We start from the raw sequence: 19,664 nt of genomic DNA on the forward strand, positions 1-19,664 counted from the left end.
AGTTGCTCCATCACCGGCGCGGCGGCGGGCTCGGGGCGTTCTCCTGCGCCATGGGAACAGGCGGGAGGGGGCATCGCGGGGGGAAAGGTGGAAAAGGTCATCACGGTCTCCATGTCAGCTTTGGAAACCTGCTCAGACGAGGCTGAGGCAGGCACGTGACAAGGTTGCAGGACCGGCTAACTCTACCAAAACCGGCAGCCCGAAGGCTCCCTGCCACGGCCCGCCCCGAATGGGTACGGCGTGGCAGCAGACGTAACGGCGCCAAAGCGGACCGTTGTGTCTGCGGGAGAGTTAAATGATGGGCCTGCAAACCCTGCGCCGTGTGATTGGGCACGACGCGGGACCAAGCCTAAACAGGCTGGTGAAGACCGTCAAGGGAGGACGCCGGCAGGAAACAGCGCGCGCGGGATAGCCGCAGGCAGGATCAGGGAGGGAGGTGTATGGATTGATCAATCCGCTGCATAAGCTCGGGACTGGCCTGCTTGCTGCACATAATGTAGCGCTTAAGCCCCTCGGGAATGTCCTTGAATGTCAAAATCGTCAACTTTGTTGAATCGATTTCTTTTTTCTGCAGCAGAAATTTGTAATCCTCGACATCGATCAGCATATAGTCGGCACGCTGAGAGACGATCATTTGAGCCAGTTCGCCCGGTGTCACCGTCGAATCCATCACGGCAGCGGCGGCATGATCAATCATCGCATCCAATTCTGTGCCGTAAGACACGCCGGAAACTTTGCCAAGCTTGAATTCATGGCTGGCGAACAGCGCTTTTAACGTGCCCAATTTCTGGATGTTTTTCGCGGATTTGACGTTCGCCAATATCAGGTGCGGCTTGTCTTGGTGAATGGCCGATGAAAACAAGGCAAAGGCCTCGCGCTCAGGGGTTTTATACCAGCCTGGGGAGCAAATCAATTTCTTATTGGCTTGAATATTACTGAGAATGCGTTTGGCAGGCACTTCCTCAAACTCCGCCGGCACAGCCGCGCGGTGTAAAATTTCAATGGTCCGCTCCAATAAAAAACCGGCCGGTTTTCCATTTTGGCTATAGCTGTAGGGCGGTTTGTCCCGATACTGCAGGGATAGAAGCTGCTCCGCCAAGCAGCATGGCGCGCCCCCCAGCAATAAGAGGGTAAAGAGCAGCCGCTTAGCCATGAGTCCTCCAGAGGCATTCCGTAATGCAAGCAAGCATGACGCCTTGTGTCGTTTGAGCATGGGGGGCATAAGAACGTGGGCCGTTAAGCGGGATGGGCAGCGCCTTTGTCACAGGGCTTAAGGTCGAATCTTGTGAAGATAAAGATTTAAAACCGCTGTGATGGATCCACTATAGGATTATTTTGACCTGATGGCGGATTGGCGCCGGAGCCGGGACGCAAAAAACCCGCCGATTCACACCGGCGGGTTTGGTCTGCGGCAACGTCGCTTACAGCGCGGCCAGCGCGGCGTCGTAGTTCGGCTCTTCGCCGATCTCGGCCACCAGCTCGCTGTGCAGCACCTTGTTGTCCTTGTCCAGCACCACCACCGCGCGGGCGGTCAGGCCGGCCAGCGGGCCGGAGGCCAGCTTGACGCCGTAGTCGGCGGCGAACTGCGGGTTGCGGAAGGTGGACAGGGTCACCACATTGTCGATGCCCTCGGCGCCGCAGAAGCGCTTCTGCGCAAACGGCAGGTCGGCGGAAACGCAGAGCACCACGGTGTCGGCCAGCTTGGCCGCGCGTTCGTTGAACTTGCGCACCGACATCGCGCAGGTCGGCGTGTCCACGCTCGGGAAAATGTTCAGCACCTTGTTCTTGCCGGCGTAGTTGTCCAGTTTGACTTCGGCCAGATCGGCGGAGGTCAGGGTCAGGGCCGGGGCTTGCTGGCCCTTGGCCGGCAGCGCGCCAGCCACTTCAACCGGATTGCCGCGCAGAGTAACGGTAGCCATGTGGGAATTCCTCATTTGGTTTCAGGGGGTGAATGCCTCCTAGTGTGCGGCAGCTTGGCTGAAATTCAACCCCTCCCAAAGTAGGGCCAAGCCGGTATTCAGACCCCGGGCCGGCTGCGCAGCCGCTCGGCACGGCCGCGCAGCCACTCCAGCGTCAGCAGCATCAGCACCGAAAACCCGATCAACAGCGTGGCCGCCGCGGCGATGGCGGGGCTGAGGTTTTCGCGTATGCCGCCGAACATCGCCCGCGGCAGCGTCGCCTGGCCCGGCCCGGCGACGAACAGCGTCACCACCACCTCGTCGAAGGAGGTGCCGAAGGCGAACAGCGCGCCGGAAATCACCCCCGGCGCGATCAGCGGCAACGTCACCTTGAAGAACACCCGCAGCGGCGACGCGCCCAGGCTGGCGGCGGCCCTCACCAGATTGCGGTTGAAGCCCTGCAGCGTGGCGCTGACGGTGATCACCACAAAGGGCACGCCCAGCGCCGCGTGCAGCAGCACCAGCGTCAGATAGCTGTTGTCCATGCCCAGGGGCGCGAAGAACAGATAGCCAGCCACGCCGACGATCACCACCGGCACCACCATGGGCGAGATCAACACCGCCATCAGCAGGCCCTTGCCGGGAAATTCGGCGCGGGTCAGACCGACGGCGGCCAGCGTGCCCAGCGTCATCGCCAGCACGGTGGCCAGCGGCGCGACGATCAGGCTGTTCTGCAAGGCGCGCATCCACTCCGCCGAGGAGAAGAACTCCTGATACCAGCGCAGGGAAAAGCCGCTGAGCGGATAGACCAGGAAGGCGCTGGCGTTGAAAGACAGCGGGATGATCACCAGCACCGGCAGCACCAGGAACAGCAGCGTCAGGCCGCCCAGCAGGCGGTGCAGGTAAAACCACAGCCGTTCTTCCGGCAAGGTGTGATGGCTTGGCATCGGTTTGGCTCTCCAGTATCGGTTGGGTCCAGGCGGCGGTTCAGCCCAGCCGCAGCCGTTCGCTGCCCACCAGCCGGTGGTAGACCGCGTACAGCAGCAAGGTGGCCGCCAACAGCAGGCCGCCCAGCGCGGTGGCCATGCCCCAGTTGATGGTGGTGTTGGTGTAGAAGGCGACGAAATAGCTGACCATCTGGTCGTTGGGGCTGCCCAGCAAGGCCGGGGTGATGTAATAGCCTATGGACAGGATGAACACCAGCAGGCAGCCGGCGCCCACCCCGGCCACGGTCTGCGGCGCGTACACCCGCCAGAAGCCGGCGAAGGGGTGGCAGCCCAGCGAGATCGCCGCGCGCAGATAGCTGGGAGAGATGCCCTTCATCACGCTGTAGATGGGCAGAATCATGAAGGGCAGCAGGATGTGCACCATGGCGATGTAGACGCCGACGCGGTTGAACACCAGCTGCAGCGGCTGCTCGATCAGGCCCAGGCTCAGCAAGGCGGCGTTGATCAGGCCGCCGGACTGCAGCAGCACGATCCAGGCGGCCACCCGCACCAGCACCGAGGTCCAGAACGGCAGCAGCACCATGATCATCAGCAGATTGCTGCGGCGCGTGGGCAGGCTGGCCAAGAGATAGGCCAGCGGATAGGCCAGCAGCAGGCACAGCGCGGTCACCACCAGGCTCATCCAGAACGTGCGGGCGAACACGCTCAGGTAAATGCCCTGATCCGGCATCGCGCGGCTGAGTTCGCCCAGGTCGTCGATGCGGTGATCCAGCGCCGCCAGCAGATAATACGGCGTGTAGGCGGACTGGTTGCGGCGTATCGCCAGCCAGTAGGCCGGGTCGCCCCAGCGTTCGTCCAGCTCGGTCAGCGCCTGCTTGAATGAGGCCGGCGCCGGCTCCAGCGGCAAGGCGCGCGAGGTCTTGCCCAGCAGGCTGCGGTAGCCGGGCACCTCCATGTTCAGCCGCTTGCCCAGATCGCCCAGCGTCTGGCGCTCGCCGGCCAGCCGCACATCGTCGACCAGCGCGCGGTAAGCCGCCTCCGGCGGCAGCGATTTGCCGTCCCAGGCCGCCAGCGCCCGCACCGTGCGCGGCAGCGAACCCGCCACTTCCGGGTTGTCCACGCTGCGCAACAGCAGCGCGCCGATGGGTACGATGAAAGTCAGCAGCAAGAACAGCAGCAGCGGCGACACCAGCGCCAGCGACTTGAGCTTGCCCAGCCGCTCCGCCCGGGCCAGCCGCGCCTTCAGAGGCCGCTCGTCCGGCGCGGACGCGCGGGAATGGGATACCGTGGAAGCCGTCATGGCCTTACTCCGTTATGGCCGCCGAAAGGCGGCCTCCGCTAAATGAAGGATGAGCGCCCTACTTCGCCGCCCAGGCGTTGAAACGCTGCTCTAGGTTCTCCGCGTGGTCGGCCCAGAACTCCAGATTGATCTTCAGCGCGTCCTTGATGTTCTGCGGCGCGGTCGGCAAATCCGGCAGCTCGTTCTTGTCCAGCAGCGGAATCGCCCGCTTGTTGCTGGGACCGTAGGCGATGTTCTGCGAATAAACCTTCTGGTTTTCCGGCTTGCTGGCGAAGGCGATGAACTGGTAAGCCTGGTCGCGCTTGGGCGTGCCCTTGGGAATCGACCAGTAATCGAAGTCGTAGAGATTGCCGTTCCACACCACTTTCAGATTCTTGCCCTCCTTGCGCGCCACCGCGATGCGGCCGTTGAAGGCGGAGCTCATCACCACATCGCCGGAGGCCAGGTACTGCGGCGGCTGCGCGCCGGCCTCCCACCACTGCAGATAGGGCTTGATCTGGTCCAGCTTCTTGAAGGCGCGGTCCACGCCGGCCGGCGTGCCCAGCGCCGGATAGACATCCTTGGCGGCCACGCCGTCGGCCAGCAGCGCAATCTCCAGCGTGCCCTTGGCGCCCTTGCGCAGGCCGCGCTTGCCGGGGAATTTCTTCAGGTCCCAGAAATCCTTCCAGCCGGCCGGCGCGGTCTTCAGCTTGTCGGCGTTGTAGGCCAGCGCGGTGGACCAGACGAAGATGCCGATGCCGCAGGGCTGGGCCGCGCCGGGCACGAAGTCGGCCTTATTGCCGATGCGCGCGTAATCCAGCCGCTCCAGCAGACCTTCGTCGCAGCCGCGCACCAGTTCCGGCGACTCCACTTCCAACACGTCCCAGGACACGCTCTTGGTGTCCACCATGGCCTTGAGCTTGGCCATTTCGCCGTTGTATTCGCCGCTGACCAGCTTGAGCCCGCTGCTCTTCTGGAAGGGCGCGTAATAAGCCTTGGCCTGGGCGTCCTTGTTGGCGCCGCCGTAGGAAATCACCGTCAAATCCTTGGCCGAAGCCGCGCCGGCCAAAGCCAGCGCGGCGCCCAGCAGCATGCATTTTTGTTTAAACGCCATCCTCATTCTCCTTGTTGACTGCATCGTGACGCCGGCCAGGCCGGCGTGGCTTTCAAAACCAACCATCAGCGCAGGGCCCAGGCATTGAAGCGCTGCTCCAGGCTTTCGCCGTGGTCGGCCCAAAACTCTATATCCACCTTCAAGGCATTCCTCATGTTCTGCGGCGCGGTGGGCAGCTCCGACACTTCCGCCTTGTCCAGCAGCGCCAAGGCTTTCTGATTGCTGGGTCCGTAGCTGATGTTCTGGGAATACACTTTCTGGTTTTCCGGCTTGCTGGCGAAGGCAATGAAGCGGTAAGCGGCGTCCTTGTTGGGCGAGCCCTTGGGAATGGCCCAGGAGTCGAAGTCGTACAGGCTGCCGTCCCAGACGATTTTCAGTTTCTTGCCCTCTTTCTGCGCCGCGGCGATGCGGCCGTTGTAGGCGGAACTCATCACCACGTCGCCGGAGGCCAGGTATTGCGGCGGTTGCGCGCCGGCTTCCCACCACTGGATATGCGGCTTGAGCTGGGCCAGCTTCTTGAAGGCGCGCTCCACGCCGGCCGGCGTGGCCAGCAGGCGATACACGTCCTTGGCCGGAACGCCGTCGGCCAGCAGAGCGATCTCCAAAGTGTATTTGGCGCCCTTGCGCATGCCGCGCTTGCCGGGATAACGCTTCACGTCCCAGAAATCGGCCCAGCCGCGCGGCGCGGTCTTGAGTTTGTCCGCGTTGTAAGCCAGCGCGGTGGACCAGACCAGGGTGCCGATGCCGCAGGCTTGGGCCGCGCCCGGCAGGAAATCCGCCTTATTGCCGATGCGCGCGTAATCCAGCCGCTCCAGCAGCCCTTCGTCACAGCCGCGCGCCAGCTCCGGCGATTCGACTTCCAGCACGTCCCAGGACACGCTCTTGGTGTCCACCATGGCCTTGAGCTTGGCCATTTCGCCGTTGTACTCGCCGGCCAGGATCTTGATGCCGGTGGCTTGCTGAAACGGCTGGTAATAGGCCTTGGTCTGCGCCGCCTTGCTGGCGCCGCCAAAGGAAATCACGGTCAGATCCCGGGCCTGGGCGGCGCCGGCCAATGCCAGCGCGGCGCCCAGCAGGATGAACCCTTGTCCAACTGCCATCCTCATTCTCCTTATTGGCTGCATCGTGACGCCGGCCAGGCCGGCGCGGCTTTCAAAACCGACCATCAACGCAGGGCCCAGGCATTGAAGCGCTGCTCCAGGCTTTCGCCGTGATCGGCCCAAAAGTTGGAATCCACCCGTACCGCGCTTTGCAGGTTTGCCGGCGCGGTGGGCAGTTCGAGTTGTCGCGCCGGCGCCAACAACGCCATCGCCTGGCGATTGATCGGGCCATAGGCCATCTGTCGCGAATACGCCGCCTGGGCTTCCGGCCGGCTGGCGAAAGCGATGAAACGCCTTGCCGCCGCGCCCTGTTGCGCGCCCTTGGGGATGGCCCAGTAGACAAAGTCATACAGGCTGCCGTCCCAAACTATCTTCAGATTCCGGCCCTCTTGCTGGGCCGAGGCGATGCGGCCGTTGTAGGCCGAGCTCATCGCCACATCGCCGGAGGCCAGGTATTGCGGCGGCTGCGCGCCGGCCTCCCACCACTGGATATAAGGTTTGAGCTGGGCCAGCTTCTTGAAGGCGCGCTCCACGCCGGCCGGCGTGGCCAGCAGGCGATACACGTCCTTGGCGGCAACGCCATCGGCCAGCAGAGCGATCTCCAAAGTGTATTTGGCGCTCTTGCGCATGCCGCGCTTGCCCGGGTAGCGCTTCACGTCCCAGAAATCGGCCCAGCCGCGCGGCGCGGTCTTCAGCTTGTCCGCGCTGTAAGCCAGCACATTGGACCAGACGAAGAGGCCGATGCCGCAGGGTTGCAGCGCGCCATCAACCACCTCTGCGCGCGCGCCGGCCAGCGCCGGGTCCAGCTTTTCGAACAAGCCTTCGTCGCAGCCCCGCGCCAGTTCCGGCGCTTCCACCTCCAGCACGTCCCAGGACACGCTCCGCGCCGCCACCATCGCCTTGACCTTGGCCATTTCGCCGTTGTACTCGCCGGCCAGCACCTTGATGCCGGTGGCGCGCTGGAAGGGCTGGTAATAGGCCTGAACCTGGGCCGCCTGGTTGGCGCCGCCGAATGACACGATGGTCAGCGCCTGCGCCTGACTGGCCGCCAGCGCGGCGCAAGCCAGAAGCAAGGATTTACCGTGTATCGCCATGACCCCTACCTCCTTTATGTCAACGCCGCTTGCCCGCTGGCCGGGCCGCGGCAGCCGCCCGTCCCGGTCAAAGTTTGTAGCCGGGATCGAGCCGGTCCAGCAGGCGCAGCAGCGCCGCCCAGGCCAGGTCGACGAACATATCGTCCTTCAGCTCCCGCTCGCCCACCTCGCGCTCCGGCTCGTTGAACTGGCGCTCGGTCCGCCGGCAAACCGCCACGGACGGCAGGCGCAAGGCTCCGGCCGCCTGCGCGCTCAGCTGGATGTCGCAGGCCTTCTCCAGGTAGTACATACGCAGGAAAGCCTGCTTGACCGTCTCCCCCACGGTCAGCAAGCCGTGGTTGCGCAGGATCAGCACCGGCTTGTCGCCCAGATCCCGCACCAGGCGCGCCTGCTCGTTGAGGTCCAGGGCGATGCCTTCGTAATCGTGGTACGCCGCCTTCCCGTAGAACTCCATCGACATCTGGTTCACCGGCAACAAGCCCTCCGCCAGCGCCGCCACCGCGCAGCCGGCCCGGGTATGGGTGTGCAGCACGCACTGGGCATCCGGTCTTGCCGAGTGGATGGAGCTGTGGATGACGAAGCCGGCCGGATTGACCAGGGCGTCGTTCTCGTCCAGCGCCCGGCCGTCGAGACCGATCTTGACCAGGCTGGACGCGGTGATTTCGTCGAACATCAGCCCGTAGGGGTTGATCAGGAAATGGTGTTCCGGCCCTGGCAAGCGCACCGAGATATGCGTCGAGATCAGATCGCTCATGCGAAAGTGCGCGATCAGCCGATAACAGGCCGCCAGTTCTCGACGTAGTTGCCGCTCCCCTTCCGACTCCACGGGCTGGGCGGCTTGCTGCGGGGCAGGGCTGAGCTTTGCTGAGCGTTCCATCATGACCTCGGTGTGTTGTGCATCCGCCCCCATCCGGGGGGCCAACTGGCGACGCCGGCGGGCGCCGCGGCAACCGCGCTTACTTGGACTTGGCCACCCAGGCGTTGAAGCGCTGCTCGAGCTCCTCGCTCCTGTCCACCCAAAACGCCGTGTCCTCGCTCAACGCCACCGCGAGATTCCGCGGCGAGGTCGGCAGATCCCGGCTCCTTGTCGCGTCCAGCATCTGGATCGCCTTGCGGTGGGTGACGCCATAATCGATGGTGTCGGCATAGACTTTCTGATTGGCCGGCTGCGTGGCGAAGCGGATGAACTTCAGCGCGTCGTCCTTGCGCGGGCTGCCCTTGGGAATCGCCCAGTAGTCGTAGTTGTAAACCGAGCCGTTCCAGACCGCCTTCAGGTTCTTGCCTTCCTTCCTCGCTTCGGAAATGCGGCCGTTATAGGCCGAGCTCATCACCACATCGCCCGAAACCAGAAACTGCGGCGGCTGGGAGCCGGCTTCCCACCACTGGATGTTCGGCCTGAGCTGGTCCAGCTTGCGGAAGGCCCGATCGACGCCCGCCGGCGTGGCCAGCACCTTGTAAACGTCCTTCGGGGCGACGCCGTCCGCCATCAGCGCGAACTCCAGATTGTCCTGCGCGCCCTTGCGCAGGCCGCGCTTGCCCGGGAAGGTCTTCACGTCCCAGAAATCCTTCCAGCCGGCCGGCGCCGTTTTCAGCTTGTCGGCGTTGTAGGCCAGGACGATGGACCAGACGTTCATGCCTATCCCGCAGCTTTGCACCGCGCCGGCGAGAAAATCCGCGGGCTTGCCGATCTTGCTGTAATCCAGCTTTTCGAACAGGCCTTCGTCGCAGCCGCGCGCCAGCGCCGCCGGCTCGACTTCGACCACATCCCACGACACGCTGCGGCTATCCACCATGGCCTTGATCTTGGCCATCTCGCCGTTGTATTCCGCCCCGATCACCTTGATGCCGGTCTCCCGCTGGAAGGGGCGGTAATACGCCTTGTCCTGGGCGGACTTTCCCGCGCCGCCGAACGAGATCACGGTCAGAGCGGCCGCCATGGCTTGGCCCGCGAAAGCCAAACCCAGGGCCGTGACGGCCAGCTTGATGCTTGCAGACATTCCAGGTCCTCCTGTGCAAAGGGAGCGGCGTCGCGCCTTGCTATTCGTGAACCAGCGGATCGAGCGCGCGCACATGCTCCACCTGCCAGCCCAGCGGCACCACGTCACCGACGGCGAGCGTGGCGTCCAGTTCGGCGATGGCTTGTTTGACGAAGAAGTTGGGCTTGCCGCACACCTCCATGCGCACGCGCACGTGGTCGCCCAGGTAGATGAATTCGGCCACCCGGCCGGAGAAGCGGTTGTCGCAGCGCTCGCTATGGCCGTTGAGCAGGATGCGTTCGGGGCGGATGGACAGCGACACCGGGCTGCCGGCCTCGCCCACCTTCACCGCCAGCGCCGTCACCCTTTCGCCGCGCTCCAGTTCCACCAGGCAGCGCTCGCCGTCCTGGCTCAGCAGGGTGCCTGGCAAGCGATTGTTCTCGCCGATGAAGTTGGCGACGAAGGCGTTGTCCGGCCGCTCGTAGAGCTGGGCCGGCGCGTCGATCTGCTGGATTTCGCCCTGATGGAACACCGCCACCCGGTCCGACATGGTCAACGCCTCGCCCTGATCGTGGGTGACGTAGACCACGGTGACGCCCAGCCGCTGATGCAGATGCTTGATCTCCATCTGCATGTGTTCGCGCAATTGCTTGTCCAGCGCGCCCAGCGGTTCGTCCATCAGCACCAGCTGCGGTTCGAACACCAGCGCGCGCGCCAGCGCCACCCGCTGCTGCTGGCCGCCCGACATCTGGCCCGGATAGCGGCCGGCGAAGGCGTCCAGCTGCACCATGGCCAGCGCCCGCTTCACCTTGTCCTGGATGTCCGCCTTGGACACCCCGCGCACCGACAGCGGGAAGGCCAGGTTTTCCGCCACCGTCATGTGCGGGAACAAGGCGTAGTTCTGGAACACCATGCCGATGTTGCGCTTGTGCGGCGGCACCCGGTTGAGGGAGCGGCCGGCCAGTTGGATCTCGCCGCCGGTGGGGGTTTCGAAACCGGCCAGCATCATCAGGCTGGTGGTCTTGCCGGAGCCGGACGGCCCCAGCAGGGTGAGGAATTCGCCGCGGCGGATGTCCAGGTTCAGGTTTTTGACGATGAGGTTTTCGCCGTCATAGCTTTTCTGGACGTTGAGGAAGCGGACAAGCACATCGCTGGCTGCGGACATGGCGGCGACACCTGAAAGTGAATGCGTACGCCAACCATGCTAGGGAGCGCGGCGCGCGCCCGCCATCGGCGGGCGGCGGATTTTGCCGTCGGGATAAACGGCGCGCGCTGTAGGGAAATTCTTAGTGCGCCGCAGCAGCCAAGCGCGTTAAAACAGCTGATGCTCGATCGCGTAGCGCACCAAATCCGCCAGCGACTGCGCGCGCAGCTTCTGCATCAGCCTGACCTTGTGGGTGCTGACGGTTTTGGCGCTGATCGCCAGCAGCTGCGCCACCTCGTTGACGTTGGCCCCCTGCGCCAGGCGCTGGAACACCTGGAACTCGCGCTCGGACAACTGGGCGTGCGGCGGCCGCTCGTCGCTGAGATTGACTTCGAACACCAGCCGGTCCGCCAGTTGCGGGTCGATGTAGCGGCCGCCGCCGGCCACCTTGCGGATCGCGGTCAGCAGCAGCGCCGGATCGCTGTCCTTGGTGGCGTAGCCGGCGGCGCCGGCCTTGAGCGCACGCGCCGCCATCTGCACCTCGTCGTGCATGGACAGCACCAGGATGGCCGGCGGCTGCGCCAGCGCCCGCAAGCGCGGGATCACGTCCAGGCCGCTCAGGCCCGGCATGGAAATATCCAGCAGCAGCACATCGCAGGCGGCGGCGCGCAAGGCGTCGAACACCGCGGCGCCGTGGGCGGCTTCGCCGACCACTTGCAAATCGTCGGCCAGGCCGATCAACTGCTTGATGCCTTCGCGCACGATGGTGTGGTCTTCCGCCACAATCACTCGAATCATGTCTTCTCCTCCCCTTCATCCGGCCGCAAGGGCAGCCGGGCCGTCAAACTGCAGCCCTGTCCCGGCGCGCTGGCCACGTCCAGGCCGCCGCCGAACATCAGCAGGCGCTCGCGCATGCCCACCAGGCCGTAGGAACTGCCCGCTTCCCCCGGCCGCCGCTCGAAGCCTTTGCCGTCGTCGATAATGCTCAGCACCAGTTCTCCCGGCAAGGCCTGCAAGTGCAGCGTCACCGTGTGAGCCTCGGCGTGGCGCATCACATTGGTCAGCGCCTCCTGCAATACCCGGAACAGGCCCACCGCCTTGGCGTCGTCCAGGCGCAGCGGCGTGTCCGGCACCAGCACCAGACAGGGTATGCCGCTGCGGGCCTCGAAGCGGCGCGCCTGCCATTCCACCGCCGAGGCCAGGCCCGCGTCCAGGATGGGCGGCCGCAGCGCGGTGGCCACGTCGCGGACCAGGGCGAAGGTCTGGGCGATCAGCTTCTTGATGCTGGCCAGCCGCTCCGCCGCCGCGCCCTCCGGCCGCCCCAGGCTCAGTTCCAGCATCGAGGTTTCCAGCTTGAGCACGGTCAGCACCTGGCCCAGCTCGTCGTGCACCTCGCGCGCGATATGGGCTTTTTCCTCCTCGCGCACCGTTTCGAGGTGGGCGGCCAGATCGCGCAGCATGGCGCGCGACGCGCTCAGCTCCAGTTCATTGCGCTTGCCGGCGCTGATATCCCACAGGATGCCATCCCACACCATGCCCGTCGCGCCGTGGCGGCGGGCGCTGGCGCGCAGATCGGCCCAGCGCTCCGCGCCGTCCCGGGTCAGAATCCGGCCCTGCCAGCTCCAGTCGCGCTGCTCGCGCCAGGCCGCCCGCCAGCTGTCGCGCAGCGCCGCGGCGTCCTCAGGGTGCGCCAGCGCTTGCAAGCCCTCCGGCCGCGCCAGCAAGTCCGCGGCCGGGTAGCCGGTCAGCGCCAGGCTGGCCTCGCTGACGAAGGCCAGCCGCGGGTCTTCCGCCGCGTCGGCGCGCTCCAGCCGGAACACCAGGCCCGGCACATTGCCGGCAATGCCCTTGAAACGCGCCTCGCTCTCCCGCAGGGCGGCGCGCGCCTGCCGCTTTTCGGTGACGTCGTGCATAAAGGCCACCAGGTAGTCGGCGCCGCCGAAGCGCAGAAAACTGAGCGAGACGTCCAGCGGCAGGCTGCCGCCGTCGGCGCGCAGGCTATCGGTTTCAAACTGCAGCAGGCCCCGGCTCCGCGCCCGGCCCCACAAGTCCAGCCAGCCGTCCATGTCCAAGCCCGGCTGGAAGCGAGACAGCGGCTGCCCCACCGCCTCCGCCTCCGCGCACCCCAGCATCGCCAGCGCGGCCTGATTGGCGTAACGCAGCCGGCCTTCCCAGTTCAGCCACAGAATGCCCACCGTGCTGTGATCCACCGAGAACTGGGTCAGCCGCAAGGCCTCGGCACCGGCTTCCCGCTGGGCCAGCGCCTGCCGCGCCGCCGCCAGCGCTTGCCGCGACTGCCGCTGCTGCCGGCCCTGCCACAACAAAGCGCCGGCCAAGAGCAGGATGAGCAGCAGCGAGACCTGGCTCAGCCTGCGCCAAAACGGCAGGCTATCGGCCAGCGGCGTCGGCTCCGCCTGCACCCAGCGCGTGTAGAGATGGCCGCGCTGCGAGGCCGGCAGCGCGCTCAAGGCCCGGTCCAGCAGCATCGCCAGCTGCGGCCAGTCCTGCCGCGACGCCACCCGCAGCAGCCGGGTGGCGCCGCTGTCGCCCACCGCGCGCAAGTGCGAGAATTCCGGCTCGCGCAGCAGCTGGTTCAGCTGCGCCTCGTCCACCACCGCGTAATCCGCCCGCTGCTGCTGCACCTGCTGCAGCGCGTTGCGGTCCGAGCCGGCCGGCAAGCGCCGCAAGGCCGGATAATTGGCGGTCAGAAAGGCCGCCGCCGCGCCCGGTTCGAGCACCGCCACCCGCGCGCTGTCCGGCAGCTGTTCCAGTTCCAGCGCCGCCGCCGGCTCGCCGCGCCCGACCAGTTTGTAGGGGATGCGCAGGAAGGGGCCGGAAAACAGCCAGTAACGCAAGCCGGCCGGGGTTTGTTCCAGGCCGGGCGCGACATCCACCCGCCCCGCCCGCGCCGCCGCGCTCAACTGCGTCTTGTTCGGATAGAAGGTCCAGGCCAGTTTGAGGCCCAATTCGGCGGCCAGCCGGTTCATCAGTTCCACATGCGCGCCGCTCAGCGCCTGCCGGCGCGCGTCCAGCACCGCGTACGGCGCTTGCGGCACCACGCCCACCCGCAGCACCGGGTGCCGGCTCAGCCAGTCCCGCTCCGCCGTCGACAGGCTCAGCGCCCAGCTCGCCGGCGCCAGCCATAGCGCCGCCCATCCCGCCATCCACAATAAGGCTCTCAATGCGTCTCTCCGGCGCGCCGGACGGCGCGCATGCCACCATACTGTGGCAGCGCGGCGACGCTGTCTAAAAAATCAAACACAAAGCGGGAAAGTCTGTGGCAAGCGGCGCAGGCGACGGGCCTGGCGGGACGGCGACGGGAGGATTGAGAACGCGGGCAGACGCGGCGACGGCCCGGAGAATGGTCCCAGGCTTCGAAAATGCGCCGCCGCCGGCCGGAAAACGCGAATTGCTCTGCATCGCCGGCGGCGACATCAGTATACTGTGACGCTATTCGAAAAATTGTCGAAAATACTAAGCAGAGGCCGACAAGGGCACGCCACCGAGGTTACAGGCATGGATATTGGATTACGCGTCAAACAAGTGCGCGAGCACTTCGCGCTGTCTCAACGCGAGCTGGCGAAACGGGCCGGCATGGCCAACGCCACCATCTCGCTGATAGAACAGAACCGGGTCAGCCCGTCCATCAGTTCGCTATTGAAGCTGATTCAGGGTTTCCCCATGACGCTGACCGAATTCCTGACCTTTGGCGAACCGCCGCCCAGCGACCCTTACACCTTCCGCCGCGAACAACAGCCGGATCTGGGCCGAGACGGCCTGAAGCTGCTGATCATCGGCGCGTCCAATCCCAATCGCCAGATGCGCATGCTGCGCGAGCTGTATTCGCCGGGCGCGGACACCGGCAAGGAAATGATCACCCATCCGGAAGGCGAGGAGTGCGGCGTAGTGGTGCGCGGCAGCGTGGAGCTGACCGTGGACGGCCACATCAGCATCCTCTCCGCCGGGGACGGCTATTACTTCCCCAGCACCCTGCCGCACAAATTCCGCAATATCGGGCCGGACGAGGCGGAGATCATCAGCGCCAACACCCCGGCCAACTTCTGATAATCCGTTTACGATCCGCTGTGCGTCGAGGACGCCTTACACGGTGAGTACCGCTTTGAAATGCCCATCTACCGTATGGCCATTCCGCGTTCTCGGCCGCTTTCGCCTTGTATCGCCTTGGCTCGCGAGATCGTAAACAGGCTCTAAGGCCGGGTCAGGCCCGGCCCATCCCCGCCAAAGCCTGCCGCCCCAGCCGCTGCGGCAGCAGGCTGCCGGCCACCATGCCGACAATGCTGAAGCCCAGGCCCACCAGCTGCGGCGGCCAGAACGGATCCGCCGGGCCGAACCAGTCCAGCGCCAGCCAGCTGCCCAGACCCAGCGCAATGGCCAGCAAGGCGCCCTGCGGCGTGGAGCGCTTCCAGAACAGACCGGCGAACAGCGGCGCCACCGCCGACACCAGCGTCACCTTGTAGGCGTTGCCCACCATCTCGTAGATGGTGGCGTCGGACAAGAGCGCGAACACCGTGGTGACGATGGCCAGGCCCACCACGGTCAGCCGCATCGCCAGCAGGAACTGGCGGTCCGACATCACCGGGATGAAACGGCTGAGCACGTTCTCGGTAAAGGTCACCGACGGCGCCAGCAAGGTGCCGGACGCGGTGGACATGATGGCGGACAGCAGCGCGCCGAAGAACATCACCTGCGCGAACAGCGGCGTGCGCTCCAGGATCAGGCTGGGCAGAATCATCTGCGCGTCCTGCTGCATCCAGCGGCTCACCATGGTCGGATCGATCAGCGTGGCGGCGAAGCCGATGAAGATGGGCAGCATGCAGAAGGTCAGATACAGGCCGCCGCCGACGATGGACGCGCGCGCGGCGACGTTCTCGTTCTTGGCCGACATCACCCGCTGGAAGATATCCTGCTGCGGAATGGAGCCCAACATCATGGTCAGCAAGGCGCCGACGAAGCCGACCACGTCCTTGGGCGCCATGCTGGGAATCATGGTGAACTTGTCCTGCGCCGCCGCGTGCTGCAACACCTTGACCGGGCCGCCGGCCATGTCGCCGATCAACCAGGTCAGATAAAGCAGGCCGGCGACGATCACCGTCATCTGGAAAAAGTCGGTCAGCGCCACCGACCACATGCCGCCGAACAGCGTGTACACCAGCACGATGCCCGCGCCCAGCAACATGCCGGCGTTGGCGCTGATCGCGCCCTGGGACAGCACGTTGAACACCACGCCCAGCGCGGTCAGCTGCGCCGCCACCCAGCCCAGGTAGGAGGCGATGATGCACAGCGACACGAACAGCTCCACATTGCGGCCGAAGCGCTGCTTGTAGAAGTCGCCTATGGTCAGCAGATTGAGCCGGTACAGCGGCCGCGCGAACAACAGGCCCACCAGCACCAAACACATCGAGGAGCCGAACGGGTCTTCGACGATGCCGGCGAAGCCCTTGTCGATGAAGGTGGCCGGAATGCCCAGCACCGCCTCCGAGCCGAACCAGGTGGCGAACACCATGGCGGTGACGATGGGAAACGGCAGGCTGCGGCCGGCCACGGCGAAATCGCGGGCGTTGCGCACCCGGGTGGCGGCGTAGAGGCCGATGCCCACGGACAGCAGCAGATAGACGACGACGAAGCCAATCAACATGGGAAGGATATTCCTCTTCTTCTGGCGGCGCGCGCACGCGCCAAAACGGCGGCCCAAAAGCAAGAGGCCGGCGGGGGTGCCTGACACCCCGCCAGCCTCTCTCAATTCCTGAAAACCCTGATATCTTGCCTTTGCCATCAAGGGTTTGGGGGGCGATGATAACGCAGCTTTTTCCCGCTGTGTACCCATCGCCGGGCAGTTTTTTCACACCCGCCCCAATTTGCCCGAATGTCATTGCCGGCGCGCCGCCGCCCGCCGGTATTTTCCGCCGCCCGCCCGTCGGCCAAGCCGGATTTCCGCGCCCGTTTTCAGCGGGCCGGACGGCCGGCGCTCAGTCCCCCCAGTCCTCGATGAACAGCGCCTCTTGCTCCACCTTGCACTGCTTCTCCTGCATCTCCATCGCCAGGCCGTGCAGCAAGGGCGGCAGGCCGCCGCCCATCAGGCGCGCCAGCTGCGCCTGCTCCGCCTCGCTCAAGGGCTGGGCGCCGTTGGCCAGGGTCAGTTGCTCCGGCTGCATCCGCCACGGCGACCACGGCCGTCCGGCCTGCTCCGCCACCTGGCCGGCGGCCATGGCGACGGCGATGCCGGACGGGGCCAGGTCGCAGGCGATCTGCACCGGCACCCGCAGCAGAGTCAATAAATGGCGCACCGCCTCGCGCCAGCGCTGATGCGGCTGGCCCGGCACCCAGATGGTCAGCACCGGCAGCGCCTGCTGGCTCAGCGTCTGAAACACGCTGAGATTCTCCACGATGCGCACGCTGCGGATCGCGCCCTCCACCGCGCTCACGCTCATCAAGGCCTCCGGCCCCAGCGCCACGCCTTGTTGCAGCAAGGCGGCGGACAGCAGGCACTGCTGCCCGGCCCACAGGCCCAGCGGCCCGGACAGGAAGACGTGCGGGGTGTGACGGGCGATGCCGCAGGCTTCCAGATCGATGCCGAATTCCGCCAGCCATTGCCGGTCCGCCGCGCCGAAGGCTTTGCTGCGTCCCAGCGCGCGCTGCGAAAACTGGCGCTCGGTGCCCCAGCAGCCGTCCAGCAGCCATTGGTCCAGCGCCTGGGCCAGCTTCAGCCGGCGCTCCAGCGTGGAGGATTGCAGATGCGGGCTCAGGCTTTCCGCCAAGCCCAACAGCAGCGGATGGCGCGGCTGCCAGCCGCGCCACAGCTCCACCACCTCGGTCTGGGGCCGCGCGTCGGCCATGCCCAGCAAATGGCGCAGGCCGTACATGTCCAGCCATTGCACCCAGAACGGTTCCAGCTGGCTGAGGCGCAGGCCGGTTTCGGCGTGCAGCTCCACCTCGCACCAGCCGGCCTCCAAGAGCCGGCGCAGCAGGTTCGCCGCCAGGGCGTGACTGTCCGCCAGCGCGAGCAGGCTGCTCCAACGCATGCGATTGCGGCGCGATTTGAGCCAGCCGTCCACCAGTTCCTGCTCCTCCTGGCTCAGCAACAGCGGCTGCGGCGCGGCCTGCGGCGTCAGCAGCAGATTATGGCCGCGCGCGCCCAGCGGGGTGCGGCGAACGGAATCGGGATCGATCTGGGACAGCCAATGCGACATAGCGGGCGACTCGGTGAAAAGGCGGATGAGGAATAGACCATTTTTCCGCCAGAAATTCAATGCCGCGCCGCGTATCGGGAGCCGGCCCTCAAGCCGCTTGCCAGGCGATCACCCGGTCCCGGCCGCCGGCCTTGGCCTGGTACAAGGCCTGATCCGCCCGGTGAAAAGCCTGCTGCAGCCCGCCGTTCCCCACTTGGCAAACGCCGGCGCTGACCGTCACCTGGCCATGGGAAAAAGGCGCGGCGCGCACCTGCTGGCGGAAACACTCCAGCCGCGCCTGCCCCGCCGCGTCGCTGCGCGCCGCCAGCAGCACGCCGAACTCCTCGCCGCCGATGCGGCCGTAAATCTGATCGTGGAAGGTTTCGGCCAGCAAGGCGCTGACATCGCGTATCGTCTGATCCCCCACCGCGTGGCCGTGGGTGTCGTTGATGCACTTGAACAGATCGATATCGATGATGGCCAGATAGAAGGCGATGTCCTCGTGCCCCAGCGCGTATTCCGCCTGTTGCAAAAAGGAGCGCCGGTTGGGCAGGCTGCTCAGCGAATCGTAAAAGGCCTGCCGCCGCAGCTTGTTCAGCAGCAGGTGGTTGCTGCGCAGGGTTTGCACCACCTGCACATGCACCAAGACCATGCCGCCGATGATGAGGGCCAGAAAGCCGAAGCCGTAAATCGTCTGTTCGCCGCCCAAACGCAGAAACACCCGCGCCGGGTCGAACACCAGCAGCAGCAGCCCCCAGAAGCTCAAGGTGTGCCATACGCTGGACATGCTGATCGACATCACCAGCGCGGACACGCCCAGCGTCGGCAACAACAGGAATTCGCCGTAGCCGCCGGCATCCAGCGCGCGCTTCATCGCCAGGCAATAGCCAATGGCGAACAAGACCTGCCACAACAGCAGGGAACGGCCGCGCCGCGCCCAGATCTGCAGCAGGATCAGGCCGCCCAGACCCAGGCCCACCACCAGAAACAGCCATCCCGGCACCATGCCGCCGTACAGGCGGCGCACCAGCAGAAAGCCCAGCGCGGCCAACACCCCCACCCCCTGAAAGCCCAGGCTGCGCCATTGGAAGGCGTCGATCAGATAAGCGTCGAAATCTTGTTCCAGCGGCCGCACCGGCGCAGGTATCGTCATCGCATCATGCTCCCGCCCACACGCGTCTGACATCGCGTCTTGCTGTGGTATAGGCGCCTGGACCGCCCCCATGCAATCCTCTCCGGGGCCGGCTGGCCCCCCGCTCTCCCGGAGGCTATAATCGCCGCCTTCGACACCGCGCGGCTCCGGCCGCGCGCTTTGCTTTTTGTCTTCCATGGATTGGCCCGCACCCGATGTCCGCAGTCTGTCGCCGGCAGGACGCCATTGTCCTGCGCCCGATGCAAGTTCAAGATTTTCCCGCCGTGCTGCAAGTTCAGCAACACTGCTATCCGCCGTCGCTGATCGAGAGCCGGGACGCGCTGGCCTCGCGCCACCGCCTGTCGCCGGACACCTGTTGGGTGGCGGAGCGTCCCGGCCAGCTGCTGGGCTATGTGTTTGCCCATCCCTGGACCGCCGGCCGGCCGCCCAGCCTCAACCGCCCGCTGGAGAGGCTGCCGGACGCGGTGGACACCCTGTTCATCCACGATCTGGCGCTGCATCCGGACGCGCGCGGCCACGGCCTGGGGCCGCGGCTGGTGCAAACCGTGCTGGGCCAGGGCCGGCGGCGCGGGCTGCGCCAGGCGCGGCTGGTGGCGGTTCAGGGCGCCGCGCGCTATTGGAAACGCTTTGGCTATCAGCCCTGCGCGCGCGACGATTACACCCGCCGGGCTTACGGCGAAGACGCGGTCGGCATGCGGCGCTCCTTGTGAACGCAGGGTGAACGCGGGCCGCGTCGGCGCGCCAAAACGCCTATGCTGCAAGGAAGATTTGG

17 protein-coding genes are annotated in these 19,664 nt (G+C 65.8%); 2 read left to right on the plus strand and 15 right to left on the minus strand.

From position 1 onward, the window contains the following. Positions 1 to 424: 424 nt before the first annotated feature. From ACODRW_RS22165 to ACODRW_RS22220, 12 genes are all read right to left on the minus strand, one after another. On the minus strand, positions 425 to 1,153 hold the full coding sequence (locus ACODRW_RS22165) for a substrate-binding periplasmic protein (protein ID WP_488906708.1): 729 nt from the start codon (positions 1,151 to 1,153) through the stop codon (positions 425 to 427). 268 nt (positions 1,154 to 1,421) lie between these two features. After that, positions 1,422 to 1,919 (minus strand): thiol peroxidase, encoded by a 498-nt coding sequence (gene tpx / locus ACODRW_RS22170; protein WP_043594076.1) that lies wholly within the window; start codon positions 1,917 to 1,919, stop codon positions 1,422 to 1,424. Between the two features lie 98 nt (positions 1,920 to 2,017). Beyond that, the gene (locus ACODRW_RS22175) at positions 2,018 to 2,845 is read right to left on the minus strand and encodes an ABC transporter permease (RefSeq protein ID WP_227106607.1); all 828 of its coding nucleotides are present in this window, start codon (positions 2,843 to 2,845) and stop codon (positions 2,018 to 2,020) included. A 40-nt stretch (positions 2,846 to 2,885) separates the two neighbouring features. Beyond that, complete coding sequence (locus tag ACODRW_RS22180) at positions 2,886 to 4,145, minus strand: ABC transporter permease (RefSeq protein WP_235084782.1); 1,260 nt, start codon at positions 4,143 to 4,145, stop codon at positions 2,886 to 2,888. 58 nt (positions 4,146 to 4,203) lie between these two features. Then, positions 4,204 to 5,238, minus strand: coding sequence for an ABC transporter substrate-binding protein (locus ACODRW_RS22185; protein WP_107797952.1), 1,035 nt, complete (start codon positions 5,236 to 5,238; stop codon positions 4,204 to 4,206). A gap of 65 nt (positions 5,239 to 5,303) precedes the next feature. Continuing rightward, the gene (locus tag ACODRW_RS22190; RefSeq protein ID WP_488906709.1) at positions 5,304 to 6,338 is read right to left on the minus strand and encodes an ABC transporter substrate-binding protein; all 1,035 of its coding nucleotides are present in this window, start codon (positions 6,336 to 6,338) and stop codon (positions 5,304 to 5,306) included. A 65-nt stretch (positions 6,339 to 6,403) separates the two neighbouring features. Beyond that, positions 6,404 to 7,432: an ABC transporter substrate-binding protein gene (locus tag ACODRW_RS22195; protein ID WP_253315379.1), complete on the minus strand. Its 1,029-nt coding sequence runs from the start codon at positions 7,430 to 7,432 to the stop codon at positions 6,404 to 6,406. 67 nt (positions 7,433 to 7,499) lie between these two features. After that, positions 7,500 to 8,309 (minus strand): class II aldolase/adducin family protein, encoded by an 810-nt coding sequence (locus ACODRW_RS22200; protein WP_488906710.1) that lies wholly within the window; start codon positions 8,307 to 8,309, stop codon positions 7,500 to 7,502. A gap of 79 nt (positions 8,310 to 8,388) precedes the next feature. Next, entirely contained in the window at positions 8,389 to 9,429 is a 1,041-nt protein-coding gene (locus tag ACODRW_RS22205; RefSeq protein ID WP_488906711.1) for an ABC transporter substrate-binding protein, read from the minus strand. A 40-nt stretch (positions 9,430 to 9,469) separates the two neighbouring features. Then, the gene (locus ACODRW_RS22210; protein ID WP_107797948.1) at positions 9,470 to 10,573 is read right to left on the minus strand and encodes an ABC transporter ATP-binding protein; all 1,104 of its coding nucleotides are present in this window, start codon (positions 10,571 to 10,573) and stop codon (positions 9,470 to 9,472) included. 147 nt (positions 10,574 to 10,720) lie between these two features. Continuing rightward, positions 10,721 to 11,350, minus strand: coding sequence for a response regulator (locus ACODRW_RS22215; protein WP_107797947.1), 630 nt, complete (start codon positions 11,348 to 11,350; stop codon positions 10,721 to 10,723). Further along, a complete protein-coding gene (locus ACODRW_RS22220) occupies positions 11,347 to 13,734 on the minus strand; it encodes a PAS domain-containing sensor histidine kinase (protein ID WP_488906712.1) in 2,388 nt (795 codons plus the stop codon). Before ACODRW_RS22220 ends, ACODRW_RS22215 begins: the two co-directional genes overlap by 4 nt. Before the next feature lie 334 nt (positions 13,735 to 14,068). On the opposite strand from ACODRW_RS22220, the gene ACODRW_RS22225 reads away from it, so the two are divergent. Continuing rightward, positions 14,069 to 14,617 (plus strand): cupin domain-containing protein, encoded by a 549-nt coding sequence (locus ACODRW_RS22225; protein WP_107797945.1) that lies wholly within the window; start codon positions 14,069 to 14,071, stop codon positions 14,615 to 14,617. 154 nt (positions 14,618 to 14,771) lie between these two features. Here the strand turns inward: ACODRW_RS22225 and ACODRW_RS22230 are convergent, their stop codons facing one another. From ACODRW_RS22230 to ACODRW_RS22240, 3 genes are all read right to left on the minus strand, one after another. Further along, positions 14,772 to 16,208: a high affinity choline transporter 1 gene (locus tag ACODRW_RS22230; RefSeq protein ID WP_227106598.1), complete on the minus strand. Its 1,437-nt coding sequence runs from the start codon at positions 16,206 to 16,208 to the stop codon at positions 14,772 to 14,774. Between the two features lie 331 nt (positions 16,209 to 16,539). Continuing rightward, positions 16,540 to 17,760: a DUF2399 domain-containing protein gene (locus ACODRW_RS22235; protein ID WP_107801597.1), complete on the minus strand. Its 1,221-nt coding sequence runs from the start codon at positions 17,758 to 17,760 to the stop codon at positions 16,540 to 16,542. 88 nt (positions 17,761 to 17,848) lie between these two features. Continuing rightward, a complete protein-coding gene (locus ACODRW_RS22240) occupies positions 17,849 to 18,892 on the minus strand; it encodes a GGDEF domain-containing protein (RefSeq protein ID WP_486636441.1) in 1,044 nt (347 codons plus the stop codon). A 239-nt stretch (positions 18,893 to 19,131) separates the two neighbouring features. On the opposite strand from ACODRW_RS22240, the gene ACODRW_RS22245 reads away from it, so the two are divergent. Beyond that, complete coding sequence (locus ACODRW_RS22245) at positions 19,132 to 19,602, plus strand: GNAT family N-acetyltransferase (RefSeq protein WP_488877509.1); 471 nt, start codon at positions 19,132 to 19,134, stop codon at positions 19,600 to 19,602. The last annotated feature ends 62 nt before the right edge of the window (positions 19,603 to 19,664 follow it).

This window comes from Chromobacterium sp. FG89, from assembly GCF_057808735.1.